The organism is Ilumatobacter sp., assembly GCF_046290335.1.
Taxonomy (GTDB): domain Bacteria; phylum Actinomycetota; class Acidimicrobiia; order Acidimicrobiales; family Ilumatobacteraceae; genus Ilumatobacter_A.
In genome coordinates this window covers 156480-175747 of the sequence record NZ_JBKAGH010000003.1, presented here as the reverse complement: position 1 = coordinate 175747, position 19268 = coordinate 156480, and the positions used below count along the sequence as shown (strand labels likewise).

The 19268-nt window shown below is 66.6% G+C and carries 20 protein-coding genes and 1 tRNA gene; 17 read left to right on the top strand and 4 right to left on the bottom strand.

Features of this window, described 5'->3' with window-relative positions; all coding sequences use genetic code 11:
• Positions 1–129 precede the first annotated feature (129 nt).
• The 3 genes from ACE37B_RS13395 (at position 130) to ACE37B_RS13385 (ending at position 2518) form a co-directional block, all read left to right on the top strand.
• Positions 130–1194: a glutathione S-transferase gene (locus tag ACE37B_RS13395; RefSeq protein ID WP_409923827.1), complete on the top strand. Its 1065-nt coding sequence runs from the start codon at positions 130–132 to the stop codon at positions 1192–1194.
• A 61-nt stretch (positions 1195–1255) separates the two neighbouring features.
• Positions 1256–1489, top strand: a complete 234-nt coding sequence (locus tag ACE37B_RS13390) for a hypothetical protein (RefSeq protein ID WP_409923826.1) — start codon at positions 1256–1258, stop codon at positions 1487–1489.
• A gap of 9 nt (positions 1490–1498) precedes the next feature.
• Positions 1499–2518 carry a redoxin domain-containing protein gene (locus tag ACE37B_RS13385; protein WP_409923825.1) on the top strand — a complete coding sequence of 340 codons (1020 nt, stop codon included), beginning with the start codon at positions 1499–1501 and terminating at the stop codon, positions 2516–2518.
• A 420-nt stretch (positions 2519–2938) separates the two neighbouring features.
• On the opposite strand, the gene ACE37B_RS13380 is transcribed toward ACE37B_RS13385, so the two are convergent.
• Entirely contained in the window at positions 2939–3565 is a 627-nt protein-coding gene (locus ACE37B_RS13380; RefSeq protein ID WP_409923824.1) for a TetR/AcrR family transcriptional regulator, read from the bottom strand.
• A gap of 75 nt (positions 3566–3640) precedes the next feature.
• Here ACE37B_RS13380 and ACE37B_RS13375 point away from each other — a divergent pair, with 75 nt between their 5' ends.
• From ACE37B_RS13375 to ACE37B_RS13365, 3 genes are all read left to right on the top strand, one after another.
• Positions 3641–4465 carry a class I SAM-dependent methyltransferase gene (locus tag ACE37B_RS13375; RefSeq protein WP_409923823.1) on the top strand — a complete coding sequence of 275 codons (825 nt, stop codon included), beginning with the start codon at positions 3641–3643 and terminating at the stop codon, positions 4463–4465.
• Between the two features lie 216 nt (positions 4466–4681).
• Positions 4682–5623, top strand: a complete 942-nt coding sequence (locus ACE37B_RS13370; protein WP_409923822.1) for a phosphotransferase — start codon at positions 4682–4684, stop codon at positions 5621–5623.
• Positions 5624–5826: 203 nt separating this feature from the next.
• Positions 5827–6303 (top strand): hypothetical protein, encoded by a 477-nt coding sequence (locus ACE37B_RS13365; RefSeq protein WP_409923821.1) that lies wholly within the window; start codon positions 5827–5829, stop codon positions 6301–6303.
• 43 nt (positions 6304–6346) lie between these two features.
• Here the strand turns inward: ACE37B_RS13365 and mobF are convergent, their stop codons facing one another.
• Positions 6347–9088 carry a MobF family relaxase gene (gene mobF, locus ACE37B_RS13360; RefSeq protein WP_409923820.1) on the bottom strand — a complete coding sequence of 914 codons (2742 nt, stop codon included), beginning with the start codon at positions 9086–9088 and terminating at the stop codon, positions 6347–6349.
• 659 nt (positions 9089–9747) lie between these two features.
• Here mobF and ACE37B_RS13355 point away from each other — a divergent pair.
• The 3 genes from ACE37B_RS13355 (at position 9748) to ACE37B_RS13345 (ending at position 11534) form a co-directional block, all read left to right on the top strand.
• Complete coding sequence (locus ACE37B_RS13355; protein ID WP_409923819.1) at positions 9748–9978, top strand: helix-turn-helix domain-containing protein; 231 nt, start codon at positions 9748–9750, stop codon at positions 9976–9978.
• Positions 9979–10090: 112 nt separating this feature from the next.
• A complete protein-coding gene (locus tag ACE37B_RS13350; RefSeq protein WP_409923818.1) occupies positions 10091–10804 on the top strand; it encodes a helix-turn-helix domain-containing protein in 714 nt (237 codons plus the stop codon).
• Positions 10794–11534, top strand: a complete 741-nt coding sequence (locus ACE37B_RS13345; protein ID WP_409923817.1) for a nucleotidyl transferase AbiEii/AbiGii toxin family protein — start codon at positions 10794–10796, stop codon at positions 11532–11534. Before ACE37B_RS13350 ends, ACE37B_RS13345 begins: the two co-directional genes overlap by 11 nt.
• Before the next feature lie 6 nt (positions 11535–11540).
• Here ACE37B_RS13345 and ACE37B_RS13340 read toward each other — a convergent pair whose 3' ends face one another.
• Positions 11541–12794 carry a tyrosine-type recombinase/integrase gene (locus ACE37B_RS13340; protein ID WP_409923816.1) on the bottom strand — a complete coding sequence of 418 codons (1254 nt, stop codon included), beginning with the start codon at positions 12792–12794 and terminating at the stop codon, positions 11541–11543.
• Positions 12795–12950: 156 nt separating this feature from the next.
• Positions 12951–13044, bottom strand: a tRNA-Sec gene (locus ACE37B_RS13335).
• Between the two features lie 149 nt (positions 13045–13193).
• On the opposite strand from ACE37B_RS13335, the gene ACE37B_RS13330 reads away from it, so the two are divergent.
• The 8 genes from ACE37B_RS13330 (at position 13194) to ACE37B_RS13295 (ending at position 19263) form a co-directional block, all read left to right on the top strand.
• Complete coding sequence (locus ACE37B_RS13330; protein ID WP_409923815.1) at positions 13194–13898, top strand: hypothetical protein; 705 nt, start codon at positions 13194–13196, stop codon at positions 13896–13898.
• Positions 13895–15025 carry a CpaF family protein gene (locus ACE37B_RS13325; protein ID WP_409923814.1) on the top strand — a complete coding sequence of 377 codons (1131 nt, stop codon included), beginning with the start codon at positions 13895–13897 and terminating at the stop codon, positions 15023–15025. The genes ACE37B_RS13330 and ACE37B_RS13325 overlap by 4 nt, the downstream gene beginning before the upstream one ends.
• Entirely contained in the window at positions 15022–15777 is a 756-nt protein-coding gene (locus tag ACE37B_RS13320; protein WP_409923813.1) for a type II secretion system F family protein, read from the top strand. Before ACE37B_RS13325 ends, ACE37B_RS13320 begins: the two co-directional genes overlap by 4 nt.
• Positions 15774–16532, top strand: coding sequence for a type II secretion system F family protein (locus tag ACE37B_RS13315; protein ID WP_409923812.1), 759 nt, complete (start codon positions 15774–15776; stop codon positions 16530–16532). Before ACE37B_RS13320 ends, ACE37B_RS13315 begins: the two co-directional genes overlap by 4 nt.
• A gap of 50 nt (positions 16533–16582) precedes the next feature.
• Positions 16583–16882, top strand: coding sequence for a DUF4244 domain-containing protein (locus ACE37B_RS13310; RefSeq protein WP_409923811.1), 300 nt, complete (start codon positions 16583–16585; stop codon positions 16880–16882).
• Positions 16883–16884: 2 nt separating this feature from the next.
• Positions 16885–17295 (top strand): TadE/TadG family type IV pilus assembly protein, encoded by a 411-nt coding sequence (locus ACE37B_RS13305; RefSeq protein ID WP_409923810.1) that lies wholly within the window; start codon positions 16885–16887, stop codon positions 17293–17295.
• Positions 17296–17364: 69 nt separating this feature from the next.
• On the top strand, positions 17365–18867 hold the full coding sequence (locus tag ACE37B_RS13300; RefSeq protein ID WP_409923809.1) for a cryptochrome/photolyase family protein: 1503 nt from the start codon (positions 17365–17367) through the stop codon (positions 18865–18867).
• A gap of 3 nt (positions 18868–18870) precedes the next feature.
• Complete coding sequence (locus ACE37B_RS13295; protein WP_409923808.1) at positions 18871–19263, top strand: DUF952 domain-containing protein; 393 nt, start codon at positions 18871–18873, stop codon at positions 19261–19263.
• Positions 19264–19268: the final 5 nt, after the last annotated feature.

Below are 19268 nucleotides of genomic sequence, written 5' to 3'. Positions count from 1 at the left end.
CGAGGCTCGGGCCCCGCAGTGCGCACGGTAAGGACGACGGCTCCCTCTGTCATCCCCTTTGAGCCGATTCGTTTTACATGCTTTCAGCGCGCCCTCGACTTGTGCCCGGTCGATCACCACAATCGGGGCATGGACCAGTACCTCGTCTACGGCCTGACCCGCTCGTACTTCACTCGGAAGATCACGGGGTACCTCGACTACACCCAGCGGCCCTGGCTCCTCGAGCCCGGAATCAACAACCATCCGGCCGCAACCGAGGCAGGTTGGAACGGGGGGATCCCGGTGGTGACGAGCCCGGCGGGGGAGTTCCTCTGGGATTCGACCTCGATCATCGAACACCTGGAGAACTCGGCACCCGACGACGCCTCGGTCCTGCCCGCAGACCCGACGCTTCGGTTCTTGGCGTACCTGCTCGATGACTTCTCCGACGAGTGGTTCTACCGCCCGGCCGTGGGGAGCCGCTGGAGCTACCCGGCGAACACGATCACCGCCGGATGGCAGACGACTGAAGAGCTGTCGTCCGGGATGCCGGTCCCTGCTGCATTCCTTCGCGAGCAGGTCGTGGAGACGATGCAGGGCAGCCTCGCCAAGCTCGGTGTCAACGACGACAACATGGACGCGTGGATGAGCGAGGTGCTCGTCCCCTGGATGCAGGCGCTCGAGTCCCACTTAGGTTCGTCGGGGTACCTGCTCGGCGAGCGGCCGTGCATCGCGGACTTCGCCGTGTTCGGTGCGAACGCCGCTCACTTCATCGCTGATCCGTATTGCCGCGACCTGGCCGACGAGCACGGGCCGGGAGTCGTTGCGCACACCTATCGGCTGCTGCTGCCGCACCGGCAGAGCTTCGGGCCGTGGCTGCAGAGCGAGGCGCTGCCGGACTCACTGATCGCCGTGATCGCCCAGGCCGGCCGGCACTACCTGCCGTGGGTCGCGCAGGCGACGGTCGAGGGTTCGGCCTCCGTCGAACTGGCCGACGGGATCACCGCCGACATCGCCTCGACGCCCTTCCTCGATACCGCACGGGGGGTGATGCTCGCTCGATATGTCGCGGCCCGTACTCCTGAGCTCGATGCGATCCTCGAACGCGCCGGCGTGCTGCGCTACTTCGCCGACCACGTCGATCAGGCGACGAGTGTTCCCGACCTCGTTGCCGCCGCCCGACCCGCCGACAACCGGCCGTACGCGATCAACTGACCGCCGGGCCACATCCAGCCGTTCACTCACCAGCCGTTCACTCACCAGCAGGGACAACCACATGACACTCGAGCAATTTCCTGAGTACGCCGACGAATTCGGTCTGATCGGTGTGGTTCCGACCAGCCACGGAATCCGCCAACCGCTCGACCACGATGCGCCAACCGGTCCAGCGATCGGCGCGCGGCTTCCCGATTTCACTCTGCCGGCCGCGTCGGGCAGAACGATCTCGTTCCACAGCGATCGCGACCGCAGCAAGGCCGCGGTGGTGTTCTTCCGGTCGGCGGTGTGGTGACCACCGTGCATGACGCAACTGGTCGAGTTGCAAGCAGCACTTCCTAAGTTCGCCGAGGCAGGCATCAAGATCTATGCCATCTCCTACGACGAACTCGGCGCCCTCGAGGACTTCGCCGAGCATCACGACATCACCTACCCCTTGCTCGCCGACCAGGGGTCACAGGTCATTCGTGAGTTCGGCATCCTCAACCACCACGTGACCGAGGAACAGGTGCCCTACCACGGCATCCCGTTCCCCGGCACCTATCTCGTGGACGAAGACGGTGTCGTCACGGCGAAGGCATTCCACCGCTCCGTGGCCCAACGCGAGAGCGCCGAGGGCCTGATCGATGCCGCCCTCGGCGAGATCCTGCTTCGCTCGGAGGACCCGGCCACGACGATGTCGGACCAATCCGGCATCGAACTGTCGATGACCTACCACGGTGGCGGAGGAGTGATCCGAGGTGGAACGATGCGGCGACTCGTCGTCCGCTTCGACCTTCCCGAGGGGCTCCACGTCTACGACGAACCGGTCCCCACCGGCATGGTTGCGACGTCGTTCACGCTCGTCGGCCCCGACGGCCTGCGCAGCCTGCCGGTCGAGAAACCGCCGACGCAACCATTCGAACTGCCCGGTGTCGGTCAGCTCCAGGTGTGGAGTGGTCGCGTCGACTTCGAGATTCCGGTCTGGGCGACCGACGAGATTGCCAGCCTCGTGCGATCTGACAGCCCGGACCGGGTCACGATCGAACTCGACGTGGCCTATCAGGCCTGTGACGACGAAGTGTGCCGACTCCCACGAACCGAGCGTCTCGAACTCGACGTTCCGGTGGATTCCTACGTCGGTCCGGCGCTGCGAGGCGGTGGGATGGCCGGAGCGACGGCGACGTCGATGGACACATCGAAATGGTTGGGCGAAATGGTGACCCGTGGCCTCGACGCCGCGCCCGACCGGGACGCAGCGCTCGACTATCTTGCGCGGGCGGCGGAGGGCGTCGCTGCTGGTCCACTGAGTGACGAAGGAGATCAGGCAACACCGACGGCCTGACCCAGGCTGGTTTTCCGGCGAGGAGTGTCTGGCTCGTACGACACTCGTACAACGCGACCATCATCGCACACGAGACCAGCGCACCACTGAGCTGCACGCGGCCTCGGATCAGAGCGACAGCCGCCCTCTACCGCCGCCGACTCGCCAATATCTACATCTCCCGACGGGCCCGTGGGACCGTCCGAGATCGGCACGTCCGATCGGTCGCACCCGCTCGTAGACTCGCGGTCCAGCAACCTGACACGCGACCGGGCGGAAGGCGCTCTCCGCTGCCGGCTCTGCGCGGGCGAAGACTGTGGAGCCGCCGCGAATATCGCGCACCGGGACTGGGGTCGCGCAGCACTGTCGCTTCTGCGGTGGAGGCTCTGAGCGATCGATTCGGCAGGCCTCTTGACGCCAGTCTCTGGCAAGGCTCCCTGGTCATACGGGAGTCGCGGCGAAGATCACTCGTTCGATGGCGGTTCGGGCCTGGGTGAGGACAGTGGGGTCGTCGTGGAGGATGAACGCGGTGTTTGCCGCGATCACCAATGCGTTGAGCTCGAACACGAGCGTCGCCACATCGGTGTCACTGCGCACCTCATTGCGGGCAACAGCCTCGTTCGCCGCTGCGGTGAGCAGGCCGACCCAGTCCTTCTGGTTTGCTGCGACGCGTTCACGCAGCGGACCGGGCCGGCCTCCGAGTTCCGCAGCTGCGGCCGCGAAAAAGCAACCGCCCGGCAGGGTCCGGTTCTCGACGTAGGTCAAGAACGATTCGCACAGGGCCCGGAGACGGTCGAGCCCAACGAACTCCAGGACGGGCGCGACGACCACGTCGATGAACAGGGCGCGGGCACTGTCGATTGTGGCGAGCTGCAGCGCGGCTTTCGAGTCGAAATGCGCATAGACGCCGCTCTTGCTGAGTTGAGTGGCGTGGGCGAGTGTGCCGATGCTCAGCCCATCGAGCCCTTCGACGGTGGCCAGGCGTACCGCCGCATCGAGGATCAGCCGCTTCGTCCGGTCGCCGTCGGCGCGGGTCCGGCGTTCGGCAGAGGCTGCAACGTCATTCATCGCTTGACAAGTTAGCACGATCGGTCGTACTTTGATGATATAGCACGACCGATCGTGCTTTCTAAGGAGCCACTGATGACCGAGACAACGACGACCCTCCCGACCGATGCGGCGCACCGGGACAAGTGGATCGAGGCCGGCCGCGGCTGGGGCGCACGAGCCCAGGAATGGGCGTACCTGTTCGAGCCGTACGCGCTCCCAGCCAATCAACTGGTGTTCGACCAGTTGGGCGTCGGCGTAGGCAGTCGCTATCTCGATGTCGCCTGCGGATCGGGCTTCGCGGCCAACATCGCCCATCGTCGCGGGGCGAGCGTCAGCGGGCTTGACGCCTCTGAAGACTTGATCGACATTGCGCGGGCCCGGACACCCGACGGCGACTTCCGCGTCGGCGACATGTTCGCACTGCCGTTCGATGCGGGGTCCTTCGACGTGGTGACGAGCTTCAACGGCATCTGGAATCGATGCGACGACGCGCTCGATCAGGTGCGCACTGCGCTCACTGACGACGGACTGCTCGGGTTGACGTATTGGGGCGCGCACCAACGCATGGGCCTCATGCCGTACTTCATCACCGTCATCCAGCACTCACCACAAAGCCACCAAGCAGCGACCATGGAGCTCGGCGAGACCAGCAACGTGATGGCAGACATGCTCAGCGAAGCCGGCTTCGAACTGCTCGACCAGGGGACTGTCGAGGTGGTCAACGAGTGGCCCGACGTCGACACCGCAGTTCGGGCGATGGCCGCCGCCGGTCCCTCGGTCCCCGCAATCGATGCGGTTGGCTACGACAACTTCTGTGAGGCGCTACGCGAGGTCATCGCCCCGATGCGCGATGAGGGCCGCAACGTCGGCGTGCGCATCTCGTCGGAGTTGGGATGGGTGACAGCCCGCCCGACCTGATCAGGCAAACCGGGCCGTTCGCTCAGATCGCCGGTGTGTCGAGAGCGCGAGCCCCGCTCGCTATCGGCACGTATCCGCTCGGCCACCCGCTCCTGATTGTGCGGCAGCCAGCGGCGCTGCGAAGTGGAGTTCGGCAGTGATCGCGTCGACGGTACGGGCACGAGTCGGTTTGATTCTGGCTGCGAGAGTGATGATCGGCTGTGCTGGGATGGGGCCGTGGGACGAAGCGGTGTTCGATGCGAATGGGTCGATGTGCCCGTCCACATCCGAGCCGAAGTCGAACACCTCCTGGGGGCGAGCATCGTGGCCGCTCGCAACATCGATGGCGGTTTCTCTCCCGGTCCGGCGGCTCGTTGCGATCTCGACGACGGCCGCGTCGTCTTCGTCAAGGCCGCCGGGAAGGCGCTCAACCCGATCAGCCCGGCGGTGCATCGCAGAGAAGCCGAGGTGTTGGCCGTGCTGCCACCCGAGCTTCCTGCCCCTCAACTGATCGGCGTCGTCGATGACGGGGACTGGGTCGCGATCGTGACCACGTGGATCGACGGCACGATGCCTACTGCACCCCTGAGCGGGACCGACGTCTCGCGCGTTCTGCGGGTTGCCGACCGTCTTGCCGAACGAGGGCGTGGAGTCGGACGCGATGCGCTGGAACCGGCGGCAGTTGTTCACGCGGACCTGGCGGGTCATTGGCGGCACGTAATCGACGAACCCGTTGCGGGGCTCGATTCTTGGACGTCGGCGCACCTCGGCGATCTCGCCTCGCTTGAATCGGACTTCGCGAGCGTGGTCGAGGGCGACCATGTCGTTCATTTCGATCTGCGGATCGACAACATCGTGCTCGGCGCGACCGATGATGATGACGTTGTTGTCGACTGGCCCAATGCGTGCATCGGAGCGGGTTGGCTCGACCTCGTCGCGATGTTGCCGTCGTTGCGTCTCGACGGAGGACCCGAGCCGGAGGAAGCGCTGAGACGGAGCGCTGTTGGCAGCGCTGCAGCGCCCGCAGCGGTCGATGTGTTCTTGGCATCGATTGCCGGGTACTTCACTCGGATGTCGCTCCTTGCGTCGCCACCGGGGTTGCCGACGGTGCGCCAGTTCCAAGCCGCTCAAGGCGACATCGCTCGCACATGGCTACGGCAACGACTTGGTGCGAACTGAGACCGGCCGCTGAGATTCGACCCGCTCAGATCAACGCCGAACTTCGACACCCCGGCGGGGCAGTCACCCAGAGTCCCTCACCACCACTGAAAGCGGCGAGGATTACCCACATATCCTCACGTCCGCGCTCGGCCGGGTGCGCCATATCGTGCTCGGTCGGTGGACGGAGAAGTGCTCGATCGCCGCTGGCGTACTGTGTTCGGATGGGAAGGCCGAGCGACGGGGATCGCGTCGAGGCTCTGCGTCGGTTCCTTGTGGGGCTCGGGCGTGGTGATGATGCGAACCAGCTGGTCGCGGACATCGCTGATCTGCATGTGCGGCACGACACGTTCCCGGGCGAAGTGTTCATGGGACTCGCCGCCGATGCCCTCGCTGTCGCTGGCGTTGAGCGCGAACCCGGTGTCGTGTACCGGGAGCTGTTGTCGACGTATCTGCCCGAGGTCGTCCTTCGGGGCAAGGAACATCGGCGGATCCAGTACGCGATCCTGACTGCGTACGCGGTGCATGGCGGTCTCGAACCCGACTCGCTCGACGAGGTCACGTACTGGATCGAGCAGTACTGGACCTACGCCCTGCACGCCGCTGTGGCCATCGTCCGAGCGTCCGCACACCGTGCGGACATCCCGCTCGAATCGATGCTCGCTGAGTTGGCCGCCAAGCACGGCATCGACATCGCCTGACCGGCACGCCGACGCCGACAGTGTTCTGCGGGCTCGGTGGAGGTCATCGTCCCAGGCCTTGAGAGGGTCGGCGCGACGGATGTTGGAGTCGTCGCATGGCCGCGGCGGCGGCATGATCCGGGGGTTGCGCGACCGCGGGACTGTCGTGCTGCTCGGAACGCTCATGGGCGTCCTCTCTGAGTTGTCGGCGACGCCCGAGTGCGCTCAGCTGGTCGGGGTGTCGTCGAAGTGCTCGCGTCACGGCGTCCGTCGGTGTCCATTGCTCGGCGGTGTCAGTCGGCCCGTGTTGCTCGAGGTCGACCGCCGGCGGCGCCGCATGGACGTGGTTCGCGTCGCGGCCGCGCGTCATGGCGACGTACAACTGCTTGGAGTTGGTGCGCTCGTCGACGATCACGTGAGCCTCATCGACGGTCGCACCCTGCGCCCGGTTGATCGTGGACGCATAGTCGACACTCAGGTGTCCTGCCTCGACGTACTCGGCTGGCAGAGCCTGATGATCGCCCATCTCTCGATGCCGCAGATACAGCTCATCGCTCGTGCCGGCGAGGACGGTCCAACGGTCGCCGTTGCGCACCCACTCCCTCTCATCGGGCCCGTGGGTGAGCCGGCGGTCGTTCGCTCGGGTCGCGACCGGCTGACCAACGAAGAATCTGCAGCCTCCGATGTCGATCGCGTCGACCGGGTCGAGCTGGTCGGCAGCGAGGAGCCGTTCAGTCATCGCCTCGTTGATCTGCTCGACGACCCGGTTGGTCGGCGCCATCACGAGCACATCGCGACCCCCGACGTTGCCAACGAACGCGGCGTCGATGACTGCGTCAATCGCCGTGTGCTCGTCGGCGTACCCGTGGACGCGGTCATGACCCTCGTAGGCATCGACTGCTGAGTTCTTGCCGTCACGAAGCAGCAACGAGGTGTCGGCTTCCCACTGGTGTTCGAAGCGGTGGAGGGTGTCGAGTTCGACGGTGAGTACGTCGGTGTGTTCGACGAATTCGGCGAACATGCCACCGGCGTCGACCGAGTCGAGCTGACGATGATCGCCCACGAGCACGGTGCGCCAGTTCTTCCGTTGTGCCATCTGTGCGTAGGTGTGGAGGAGTCGGGTGTCGACCATTCCGGCTTCGTCGATGATCACGACCGATCCCGCTGGCAACCACCAGCGCCGATCTGGCGACTCGCGCCGTTCGATCCATTTCGTGTGGTGTTCGTGGACGAGTTTGTGGAGCGTGTCCGCAGACGTTCCGGCCCCGTCGGCGAGTTGCTGCGCCGATGATGCCGACGGCCCGACCCCGAACACCTCGACGCCAGCCTGTCGCCATGAGTCGACAGCGGCGGCGAGCATCCGTGTCTTGCCCGCACCCGCCGGACCGACCACCGCCACGACCGGACGCGTCGTGCCCAGCATTGCGGTCACTGCTTCGGCCTGGCTTGCATCGAGACCCGCCAGCGCATCGCCTTTCGGCTCGCGTCGCTGATGGCCTGCCATTGCCGGACGTGTTGCCCACTCGACCAGATCAATCTCGCGCTGGAGATGACCGCTGGTCGTGTACCGCACCGCCGACGGCGCCAGGGCGACCGAGCGACCATCCGACGCACGAACGACCTCACCCGGTCCCGCCTCCGGGCACAAGTCCACGACACCGGCCGAACCCATCGCATCAGCACGAACCGATTCGATCGTGTCCGCGATCGTGCGCGCATCGGGGCCGGTCGTGCGCATCGCGATCTGCTCGATCAGCTGCGCCTCGGACCACTCGCCATGTCGTGTCTCCACCGCTTCCAACACGACCTCGACGCTCGGACGCACGATCACCCCAGGTGAGACAGGGTGTGCGAGGACACGATCGAGGACACGATCCACATCGACGACCCAATCGGCCCGTGCACGCCACCCGGCACGCAACGTCGCCGTCGCCAGACCGGCCTCGTCGGGTTTGGCTGGTCGTGTGGCCAAGGTGATCGTCTTGTGCGCCTTGCCGAACTCAGCCGGAGTCGGGTTGCGGCCCTCGCGTTTCAGGAACCCGGCCGTCCACTCCCCCAACGCCGCCTCGATGTCGACGCCCCGAGTCGAGAACTCCTCCAGCAACTCCCGATCGATGCCGACGATGTCGGCCTGACCATTTGCGTCGACCTCCTCGAACTCGACACCCAGCCGGGCAGTCAGCTCCGAGCGGAGGAACGTCTGGAACTCGACACCCGCCGCCTTCGCATTCCGATACAAACCGCGGGCGTCGAGCGTGCGCCACACACCATCCGACACCGTGCGAACCGCATTCGAGACCAACACATGGTCATGCAGTTGCGGATCCAACGCCCGACTCGTGCGATGCCGATACCGCACACCGAACACACCCTCGGCATCCACCACTGATGTACCGGCATGGCCGGTACGGGTGTAGCCGATCCGAGACGAGATCGATGCGATCGCCTGCTCCACCGCAGCCGTCTGCGCAGCGTCGACCGCAGCCGCCACCACGGGTCCGCCCAGAGCGTGGAGCAGACTGACCGACTTCGGAGCCGAGAACGTCAGATCGAATGCCGTCACCGACCGCTCCGACACCGTCGTCTTCCCGAGCCGTGTCCCGTCGGGCGCGCACTTCGCTTCGAGCAACAGCTTGGAGTCAACGGCAGTCGCCAGACTACCGGCGACAGCACCCACCATGTCGGCTCGACCAACCCACACACCCGGTGCGTCACCGTCGCCTGCGTAGTAGTCCTCCACACCGGCCACGACTGCCGACTGGTAGTAGTCGGCGTTGCCGGGGAGGACCTTGCCGACCGTCAACACGACCCGACCCGCGCACGATCACCTTGGTGCAAATGTCTGAACTGCTCTCCCACACCGACCCTGCGGGCGGCCCGGCCTGGCGGGCGAGCCCACCCAACGACCGCCAACCGGCAACCCGGGCCGCGACGCGCCGGAGCGAAGACGCGCAACGACGACGGCGCCAGGAGGCCGGCGCCACAACAGCGACGACCCCGGCGGCCGACGGGCGGGCGACAAGCACTGGCACGAGAGACCAGCGACCACGACGCCGCGCCGGCCGGGCCGTCGGAGAGGGAGACCGACACGCTCAACGAGGCAGCCGAACGGCGTGCAAGCGCCGACCTGACAGCGGTGCCATGACACGCCGGAAGCTCGGCGACCGCGTCTCGACCGACACAGCCGGTTGTTTGCGATGACTCTCCCACCACCGAGGTAAAGGCACCGGCTGCCGAGAAGCGGGACATCGCACGGGCTCACTGCAACGACGTTCTTCGAGCTCCGAGTACGGCTCGGCCCGCTCGGCGAAGGGTCAACCCGTCCGTGCTCCGGCTGATGTCTCAACCCGCGGACCGGCGTCCTCGACGAGCACGAGGCCAGACACGACGCTCTACACGATCGTGTTCGGTACGAGACGGTGTGCCGATGTCCCCCTTCGTCCGGCTCGCCGCCCTTACACCGATATGAGCACAACACTCCCGAACGTCGAGCCAGCCACCGAGGACCGGATCGGATGCGCACGGCCCCTCCTCGTGAGCGTCGTCCAGGCCGCCGAAATGCTCTCGCTCAGTCGATCATCGATCTACCAACTGATCTGGAGCGACGAACTCACCCCGATCCGCATCGGACGATGTGTCCGGTTCTCGGTCGAGCACCTGGAAGCCTTCGTCGCCGATCGATCGGCCGGCCTCTGACGATCGCCGCGCAACCGCAGATCAGTGCCCTTGCGTCAGCCCGATCGCTTGCCGTCTACCGACAATCGACGGGATCACAGTATTATTTCGATCTCGCAAGTAATATGTGAGTGTGGCAAATGAGGCGATCACCACCGCGGAAGCATCCGAACGCCTCGGCGTGAGCGCTCAACGGCTGCGACAGCTGATCACGTCGGGCGACATCCATGCCGAACGGCATGGTCACGTGTGGGCCATCGATCCACGATCAGTCAGCGACTACGACCGTCGACGTCGGCCGACGGCCGGACGAAGCCTGTCGCCCACGATGGCGTGGGCTGCGATGCTGAGCGACTTCGGCACCGCCATCGACGACGAACTCGCCGTTGCGTTCGACTTGCACGGAACCGAACGTTCACGACTGGAGACGCTGCGCGACCGGCAGCCCGGTGACTGGCGGTGGCTCGCACACCGACGAGCGACGACCGAACGGTTCAACACCTTCGATGCATACCTCGATCGCATCGCATCACGAGGCGATGTCGTGCGGACCGGCGTGACCGCGCTCTCCGATCACGACGTCGATCTGATCGCCCACGAACGACACCTCGACGTCTACGTGCCGACCAGCGTGGCCAGTCAACTCACCAGGACGATGCGACTCGAACCGCGTTCCATGGGAAATCTGACGCTCCGTGCGGTCCCGGACCTGGACGAAGCGGACTTCATCATGCGACGCGACGTGATGCCCCGGTCCGTCGTCGCCGTCGATCTCCTCGATGACGCCGACGAACGGACCGCACGAGCTGGCGCCGACCTGATTCAGGACATCCTCGATGGACGCTGACCAACCGAGCGCAAGCCTGCGTCGATCCGACGCCGCCGAATGGAAGCTCTGGTCACTCGTGGCGGAACTGGCGAACCGTCTCGATCCGCAATCGTGGGTCCTCATCGGCGGACAGATGGTGGCATTGCACGTCCACCTCGCAGGAGGAACACCGCGCCGCACGACCACCGATGTCGACATCGTTGCCGACATCCTGACCGATCGAAACGCCTTCCATGCGTGCAAGACGGTTGCGATCGACATGGGCCTCGAAGCACAGCCCTCGATCACCGCCAAGTTCCTCCATCGATTCAGCGGGCCAGCGGGCCACCTCGATCTGATGGTGCCGGATCATCTCCCGACAAACCTGACGCGCCAGTTCCCGAGGCCGTTGCCGGTTTCTGTTGCCGGCGGACAGCGAGCACTCGACCGGCGAACGTTCGTGCACATCGACACCGAGGCCGGGCCAGCCTCGATTCCACTCCCCGACCTCGTCGGCGCAATCGTGATCAAAGCGAGAGCCGCAACTTCCGACACGCGAGACCGCGATCGTCACCACACCGACATCGCTCAACTCGCAGCGATCGTCAACGACCCGATCGAACTGCGCGACAGCCTCGACGCCAAGGAGAAGCGCTACCTCCGCCGCACTCGGCTTCCGGACGACCTCACGAAGTCACCCTGGCTCGAACTCGGTGAGCAGACCCGGCAGCGAGCCATCGACGCATGGCTCACGCTCATCGACGAGTAGCCGAACTCAATCATCCGAAGCCTCGGCAACTGACCAGTTGGGGTCGAGAAGTTCGAGGGCTTTCACGCTGATCTGACGCGGTCGGTCCCCTTCGTGCTGGACGTAGCCGCGGGTCGTTGCCGTGTCGGTGTGGCCGACGAAGCGGGCGACGTCTTCGAGGTCGAGTGACCCGGATGCGAACAGGTTCGTCACGACTGACCGTCGACCTGCGTGCGTGCCGAGACCTTTCGGGTCGACGCCCGCTTTCTCGGCGGCGGTTCGGATCGCCTTGTCGACCTTCTGTCGGAGCATCGGGTTGCCATTCGCCGCGGTGAACACGAGATCGAGTTGCTCACCGTCGTACTCGATGGTCGGCCAGGCGGCACCGAGCTTGTCGCGGTCCTCGTCCTGCACCTTGCGGCGCGCTTCGAGGAGGGCAATCACGGTCGGGCCGAGCATCTGCACGCCAGCGGTCCGTTCGGTCTTGGTCGGTCCGAGCACCATGCCAACGCCGTCGGCGTACGTGGCTCCGCGCCGGAGCCGAACCGAGCCCGTACCGAGGTCGATGTCCTGCCACGCCAGGCCGAGCGCTTCGCTCACTCGCCAGCCCTGGACGTAACACAGCGCGATCGCCGCAGCGAAGCGGGGGTCGGACGCCAGGAGGAGCTGGCGCGTCTCGTCGGGGGTGACCGTGCGCCGCTTCACCTTCGGCACCTTCGGCGTCCTCACTCGCTTCGCGACGTTCTCGGTGGCGAGCCCGAGTTCGACCGCCTGGTCCATCACCTGGACGAGCAGTGTCCGGATGTTGCGTGCCCGCGAGGCCGACCCTCGGTCGATGAGGTCGGAGACGAAGCCGGCGATCTGCTCGGGCCTGAGTTCGCGCGCCGGGATCGAACCGAGGCCTTCGTCGACCAACCGAAGCTGCTTGCGGTAGGTGGCGAACGTGGTTGCACGAACCCGATGCCGGGCGACGTTCTGGAGCCACCATCCGGTCAGCTCGGCGACGGTCGACTCGGCGGTGAAGCCACCGGCGAGCGACGAGGCGAACTTGGCATCGTCGGCCAGCTTGGCGATGTGTCGATCACGCGACGCGATGGCCAATGCGCGGGTCCGTCCGGTGGGTCGACCGACCTTGCCGTCGGGCTTTCGCCACGGCGCGACCCACACCTTGCGCGTCTTGTCGAAGTACGGCTCCGCCTCGCCGTTCGGCGCCTTGTTCACGACCGTGAACGCACCGGTTCCGGCGTCGACAACTCGCTTCCCTCTCGGGGATTTCGGCATCGGATCGGCCTCCTTGCGTCACTCTCAAGCTCCCTTTGAGAGTAACCCTGAGAGTAACGCTCCGGGAACACGACCGAACGTCAAAAGACAGATTCGGACATCATCCCTGTTCAGAGGACTTTCAGGACACATCCACGAACAGTCGTGGACGTATCAGCGGAGGTGGACGGGAATCGAACCCGCCGGATGGGGATCGCCCATCCCAACCGCTTTGAAGGCGGCGGAGCCCACCAGGTACCCAGACACCTCCCGGTAGCGCAGCGCCGACCCTACTGCGAACGTGGCCGATGTCGCCGTTCGTCGCGACGATGTTGTCGTTCCGGCGATCGTCGCTACCGTCCTCGGCCCGACTCCCTCCCAGCCATCACCGCCCGACACGGGCTCCACCTGGGGGACTTCATGCTCACGCTCTGCTACAGCGCCAAAGGCGGCAGCGGCACCACGGTCGTGGTCGCGCTCGCTGGCATGGCCTGCGACCGGCCCACCTTGTTGGTCGACCTCGACGACGAACTCGATGTCGCCCTCGGACTCGCTCCGCACGATCGTCCCGGTGTCGCCGACTGGGTGACGAGCGCTGCGCCCAGCGCACATCTCGACGACTTGCTGATCACCCTGAACACCTCGACGACCCTGCTGACCAGCCGAACCACGCGAGCCGGGCGGCCACGAGGCGGGCCGCTGCCCAGCGGCGGCGAACTCCACGCGCGATGGGAAGCGTTCGCCGAATGGAGCCGCTCCTGGGCGTCTGCCAACGGCGGCGTCGTGCTGCTCGATGCCGGCACGCAGCCGGTACCGGCGCCGCTCGCCGCCGTCCTCGACGAGCGATGGATGATCACACGACCGTGCTATCTCTCACTGCAGCGCGCGACTCGACTCCCGATGCGTCCGACCGGCGTCGTGCTGATCACCGAGCCGGGCCGGTCGCTCGTGGCCAGCAACGTCGAAGCCGCAGTCGGAGCACCGGTCATCGCCTCGACGCCATGGGATCCAGCGGTCGCTCGCGCCGTCGACGCAGGGCTCCTGGCGGGCGGGCGAGTACCACGCTCGATCGGCCGGGACCTCGCCCGCCTCATGCGAGCGCCACGAGCGTCGCGCGCCGCATGAGTGCAGCTCCCGACGCGGCGCTGGTCGATCTGGTCTGCGCATCGGTCGGCCACCAGCACGGCGACCTCGAACGACTCGTCGCCGACGAAGTCCGTCGGCGCGCCCCGCTCGCGACCAGCGACGAGCGCGCACGACTCCATCGATCGGCTGTCGCCCGGATGACCGGGCTCAGCGAACTCGACGTCCTCGTGAGCGATCCCACCATCGACGAGGTGATCGTCAACGACACCGAGATCTGGGTCGACCGCCACGGCGAACTCCGACGGGTCGGTACGTTGCACGCAACCTCGACCGAGCAGTTGATCGAACGCATCCTGGCGCCGATCGGGCGACGGGTCGACCGGACCTCGCCGATCGTCGACGCTCGGCTCCTCGACGGAGCCCGGGTGTGCGCTGTCGTGCCGCCGGTGGCGACCACCGGAGCACTGCTGTCGATCCGTCGATTTCCGAACGCGACACGCACCCTCGACGAGTTCACCGACGACGTCGGCATCGAGGTCTTGCGCAACGTGGTGGCTGCGGGATGCAACGCCGTCGTCACCGGCGCCACGTCGTCGGGCAAGACCTCACTGTTGGCCGCGCTGCTCGGCGAGGTCGACGACGACGAGCGCATCATCGTGCTCGAAGACACCGCCGAACTGCCGTGTCATGCGCCCCACCTCGTTCGCATGGAGGCGCGGCCCGCATCGATCGACGGACTGGCCGCGATCACGTTGGAGCAACTGGTCAAGACGGCGCTTCGGCTCCGACCCGACCGGTTGGTCGTCGGCGAGGTTCGCGGTGACGAAGTCGTCGCGCTGACCCAGGCGATGAACACCGGCCACGACGGCTCGTTCTCGACGTGCCACGCGAACAGTCCCCTCGACGCGCTGCTCCGACTCGAATCGTTGGTGCTGCGTGCCGCTCCACAGTGGCCGCTCGCCGCGATCCGCCAGCAGATCTCACGCTCGATCGACGTGGTCGTCCACGTCGAGCGACGCGGCTCGCAGCGCCGTGTCACCGCAATCGCCGAGGTGAGCGACGAACCCGCCGACCGCGACGGATCCCCATCGGTACGAGACCTCGCCGTCGCAGGAGCCAGCGGCGAGTTGGTTCGCCGCGCCGAGTTGACGAGGCGTCGCCGATGACGCTGACCTCGCCATCGGTGATCGGTGCGACGGTGTGCCTCGTCGTGCTACTGGCGGCACGCGCAGCACCGACGCTGGAACGACGCGTGACCGGCGACGAGATGCAGACGGATCGGAGCGCTCCGCGGAGCCGGATGCATCGTGCGACATCGACGCTGGGCCGCGTCCGCCAGTGGTCGAGATGGCGACGGCGAGGCGCCACGGTGTTCCCTGGAGCGGTCGCCGCGTATGGCGACGACCTCGCTCGTTCGATCCGTCGCGGTATCACCCTTCGCCAGTCAGTCCTCGACGTCAACGCCGCCGACGGTCCGCTCGACGCTGCGGTCGAGCGGCTGCGTTTCCGGCTCGAACGCGGAGAGGCACTGAGTCACGCGTGCACACGTTGGGTCGCCAGCATCGAGCGGGCCGGCCCGGGGAGTCGCCACCTGGTGGCGCTCGGCTCGGTCATCGCGGTCGCTGCATCGGTCGGAGGTCGCGCCGGTGAGCCGCTCGATCGGCTGGCGGCGACGATGCGCCAGTTCGCGGCCGACGATCTCGAGCGGGCCGCGCAGAGTGCGCAGGCGCGAGTCTCGGCACGAGTGCTGACCGTGCTGCCACTCGGCGTCCTCGCCGTGCTGGGGCTCTCCGACGACGACGTACGCGCCGTCGTTGCCTCACGCGCTGGAGCTGCGCTGGTCGGGCTTGGCCTCACGCTCAACGTCATCGGCGCGCTGTGGATGCGATCGATCGTCCAGCGAGGCGCGGTGACATGAACGGGCTCCATCCGAGTCTGGTCGCGCTGAGCGCAGTCGTCGTCAGCGGTGTCGGTGCGCGTCGACTCGTCTGCGGACCTCCACGACCGGTTCCGGCATGGAACCCCATGCGCGTCAACGCCGATACCGACGGGCCGGTCGCGTCATCGACGCATCGGATCCGGATGCTCGCGGCCGTATCGGTGACACTGCTCGTGATCGTCGGGCTGGTCGTCGACCTGCTCCTGACCCTGCTCGGGCTGGCGGCCGCGATCATGAGGCGACCACTCGCCAACCTGATGAGGTATCGACGCCAGCAGGCCGAGATCGAGCAGGCGATACCGGATGCGATCGAGCAGCTCGTGCTCGTCGTCCACGCCGGACTCACCCCGCACCAGGCGGTCAGGAGCCTGGCCTCCACGGCACCGCCAGCCACCCGATCCGGATTCGGCGACGTCGTACATCGACTCGATCGTGGCGACGCGCTCGCTGAAGCGCTCGTCGCGCTGCCCGGCCGGCTCGGGCCGTCGATGGCGATCGTGGCCGACACGCTCGCCATCGCCGAACGGCACGGCACACCCATCGGCGAGGCACTCGTCCAACTCTCCGCCGACGTCCGCTTGCGGAGACGCCGACTGGCGGAGGCAGAGGCTCGCAAGCTGCCCGTTCGACTCTCGTTTCCGCTCGTGTGCTGCACGCTGCCGTCGTTCGTCCTCGTGGCGATCGCCCCCGCTGTCATGGCCGCCCTCTCGTCGCTCGGCGATCGCGCCTGGTGACCATTCGACGTCACCGACGTCTCGAACCGTTCACGCTTCAGGAGGCCCTCATGTCCCATCCCACTGCCCACGTGATCCGCACCGCGCAACCATCGCTGTACGTGATGCTCGCGCTCTGGCTCCACCGATGCGCGCTGTCGATCGAGCGCGCGGCGGTCGACGCCGTGCGTTCGCTCGTCGAACGTCGCCGAGATGACCGCGGTCAGGCGACCACCGAATACGCGCTCGTTCTGCTGGCCGCAGCGCTCGTCGCGCTCCTCGTGGTGGCCTGGGCGACAGCCGGTGGCGGCGCCGCCAAGATCAGTCGCCTCTTCAACCGGGTGATCGACTCGGTCGTCGACCGAGTCTGACGATGCCGACGCCGACACGCCGGTCCGTTGATCGACCCGGTGAACATCCCAGTGAACGACGTGACCAACGCGGACAGGCAGCCGTCGAGTTCGCAGTGGCGCTGCCGCTCATCGTGATCGTGCTGCTGGCGATCACACAGGTCGGCGTGTCGGTGCGCAACGAAATCGCCGTCGAGACCGCCGCCCGCGAGGGCGCCCGCGCCGCGGCGGTGTCGGCCGACCCGGCGGGCGCAGCCACGGCCGCAGCGCGCCGGGCCGTGTCGCTCCCCATCGAGGTCGCCACGAGCACGAGCGGCGGCGCGGTCACGGTGATCGTCACGTACGTCGATCCGACCGACGTCGCGATCATCGGTGCAGCGATCGGGCCAATCACCCACACCGCCTCTGCGACGATGGCGCTCGAACCCCCGTAGACGCTCGTCGTCGCGCCGACATCGACGCTGGAGTTGCCTCGTCGCCCGATCTCGGAGACGATCACAGACGTGCAGACCGTCTGGGTGTTCGGTGATCAACTCAACCGTCGAATCGGCGCGCTCGCCGATGCCGACCCGGCGACGCATCGCATCCTGCTCGTCGAAAGCACGGCGAAGCTGGTCTCGAGACGCTGGCATCGACAGCGCGCTCACTTCGTGCTGGCCTCCATGCGACGATTCGCGAACGAACTCCGCGACGCTGGGTTCGAGGTCGACGTGCGCCGTGCTGCGACGCTGCGCGCCGGCTTCGACGCGCACGTCGCTGCACATGATCCCGACGAGGTGATCGTCACCGAGCCGGCGAGCTGGGATGGGCTCGAAGTGCTCCGGGCCCTCGATGTCACGGTCGTGCGATCGAATCAGTTCCTGTGTCACTACGACGAGTTCGCCGGCTGGGCAGGCGACCGCAAACAACTCAAGATGGAGGACTTCTACCGCTGGCAACGCCGTCGCCTCGGCTACTTGATGGAACCCGACGGCGAGCCGACCGGTGGGCGCTGGAACTTCGACGACGAAAACCGTCAACCACCGCCGAAGGGAAACGCGAACCCGTGGGCGCCACCCCAGAGGTCCGAGCTCGACGACCTCGACCGCGAGGTGCTCGCCGATCTCGACGCGCTCGGTGTCGACACCTGGGGCGCCGACCCCGACGGCACCTGGGCCACCTCGCGCCGCGCCGCGCTCAGCCGCCTTCGACACTTCGTCGATCACGTCCTGCCCCAGTTCGGTCCCCACGAGGATGCGATGGTGGAACGGTCATGGCACCTCGCTCACTCGGTGCTCTCGCCGTACATGAACATCGGACTGCTGCTGGTCGGCGAAGTCTGTGATGCGGTGCAGGAGGCGTACGAGCGCGGCGACGTGCCCATCAACTCGGCAGAGGGATTCATCCGCCAGGTGATCGGCTGGCGTGAGTACGTGTGGGGCACCTACTGGCTGTGGATGCCCGACTACCGATCCCGCAATGCACTCGGTGCCGATCGAGCGCTCCCCCCGGTGCTGCGAGGCGACGCCGACACCGACATGAACTGTGTCGCGAACTGCATGGCGACCTTGCACGACCACGCCTACAACCACCACATCCAACGGCTGATGGTGCTCGGCAACCTGACGATGCTGCACGGGGTCGACCCGTGGGAGGTGACCGAGTGGATGTGGTCGAGCTTCATCGACGGGGCCGAGTGGGTGATGCTGCCGAACGTGATCGGGATGAGCCAGTGGGCCGACGGCGGAATGATGGCGACCAAGCCCTACGCCGCGGGTGGCAACTACATCGACAAGATGAGCGACTACTGCGCGGGGTGCCGCTACGACCGAAAGGCACGCGTAGGCGACGATGCGTGCCCGTTCACGACGCTCTACTGGGACTTCCTCTCGCGCCACCACGATCGCTTCGTGAAGAACCCGCGAATCGCTCGGCAGGTGCGGGCGGCCGAGCAGCTCGGCGACCTTCTCGCGGTGCGCGAACGTGCCACGACCGTGCGAGTGCTCCTCGACGACGGCAAGCTCTGACCCGTGACCGACCGCTCCGCACCCCTTGTCGATGCTCCCCTTTTTCATGCAGCGCTGCCCGACGACTGGGCCGCCGCGTTCGAGCACGGCGTCTACACGATGTCGACTCGTGGCAAGACACTCGCGGAGGAGGGGTTCATCCACGCATCGACGCGAGCACAAGTCGAAGGGGTCGCCAACCGCTTCTACGCCGACGTCGACCAACTCGTCCTGCTCACGATCGACCCGCTCAAGGTCGGCGCCGAGGTCAAGTGGGAACCGCCCGCCCCGGGTGTCGACGAACACTTTCCGCACATCTACGGCCCGTTACCGATCGCCGCTGTGGTGATGACGAACTACTGGTTCCGCACGATCGACGGACAGGGAGCCGGCTGGCGCCTGAGCGACGTCATCTGAATCGC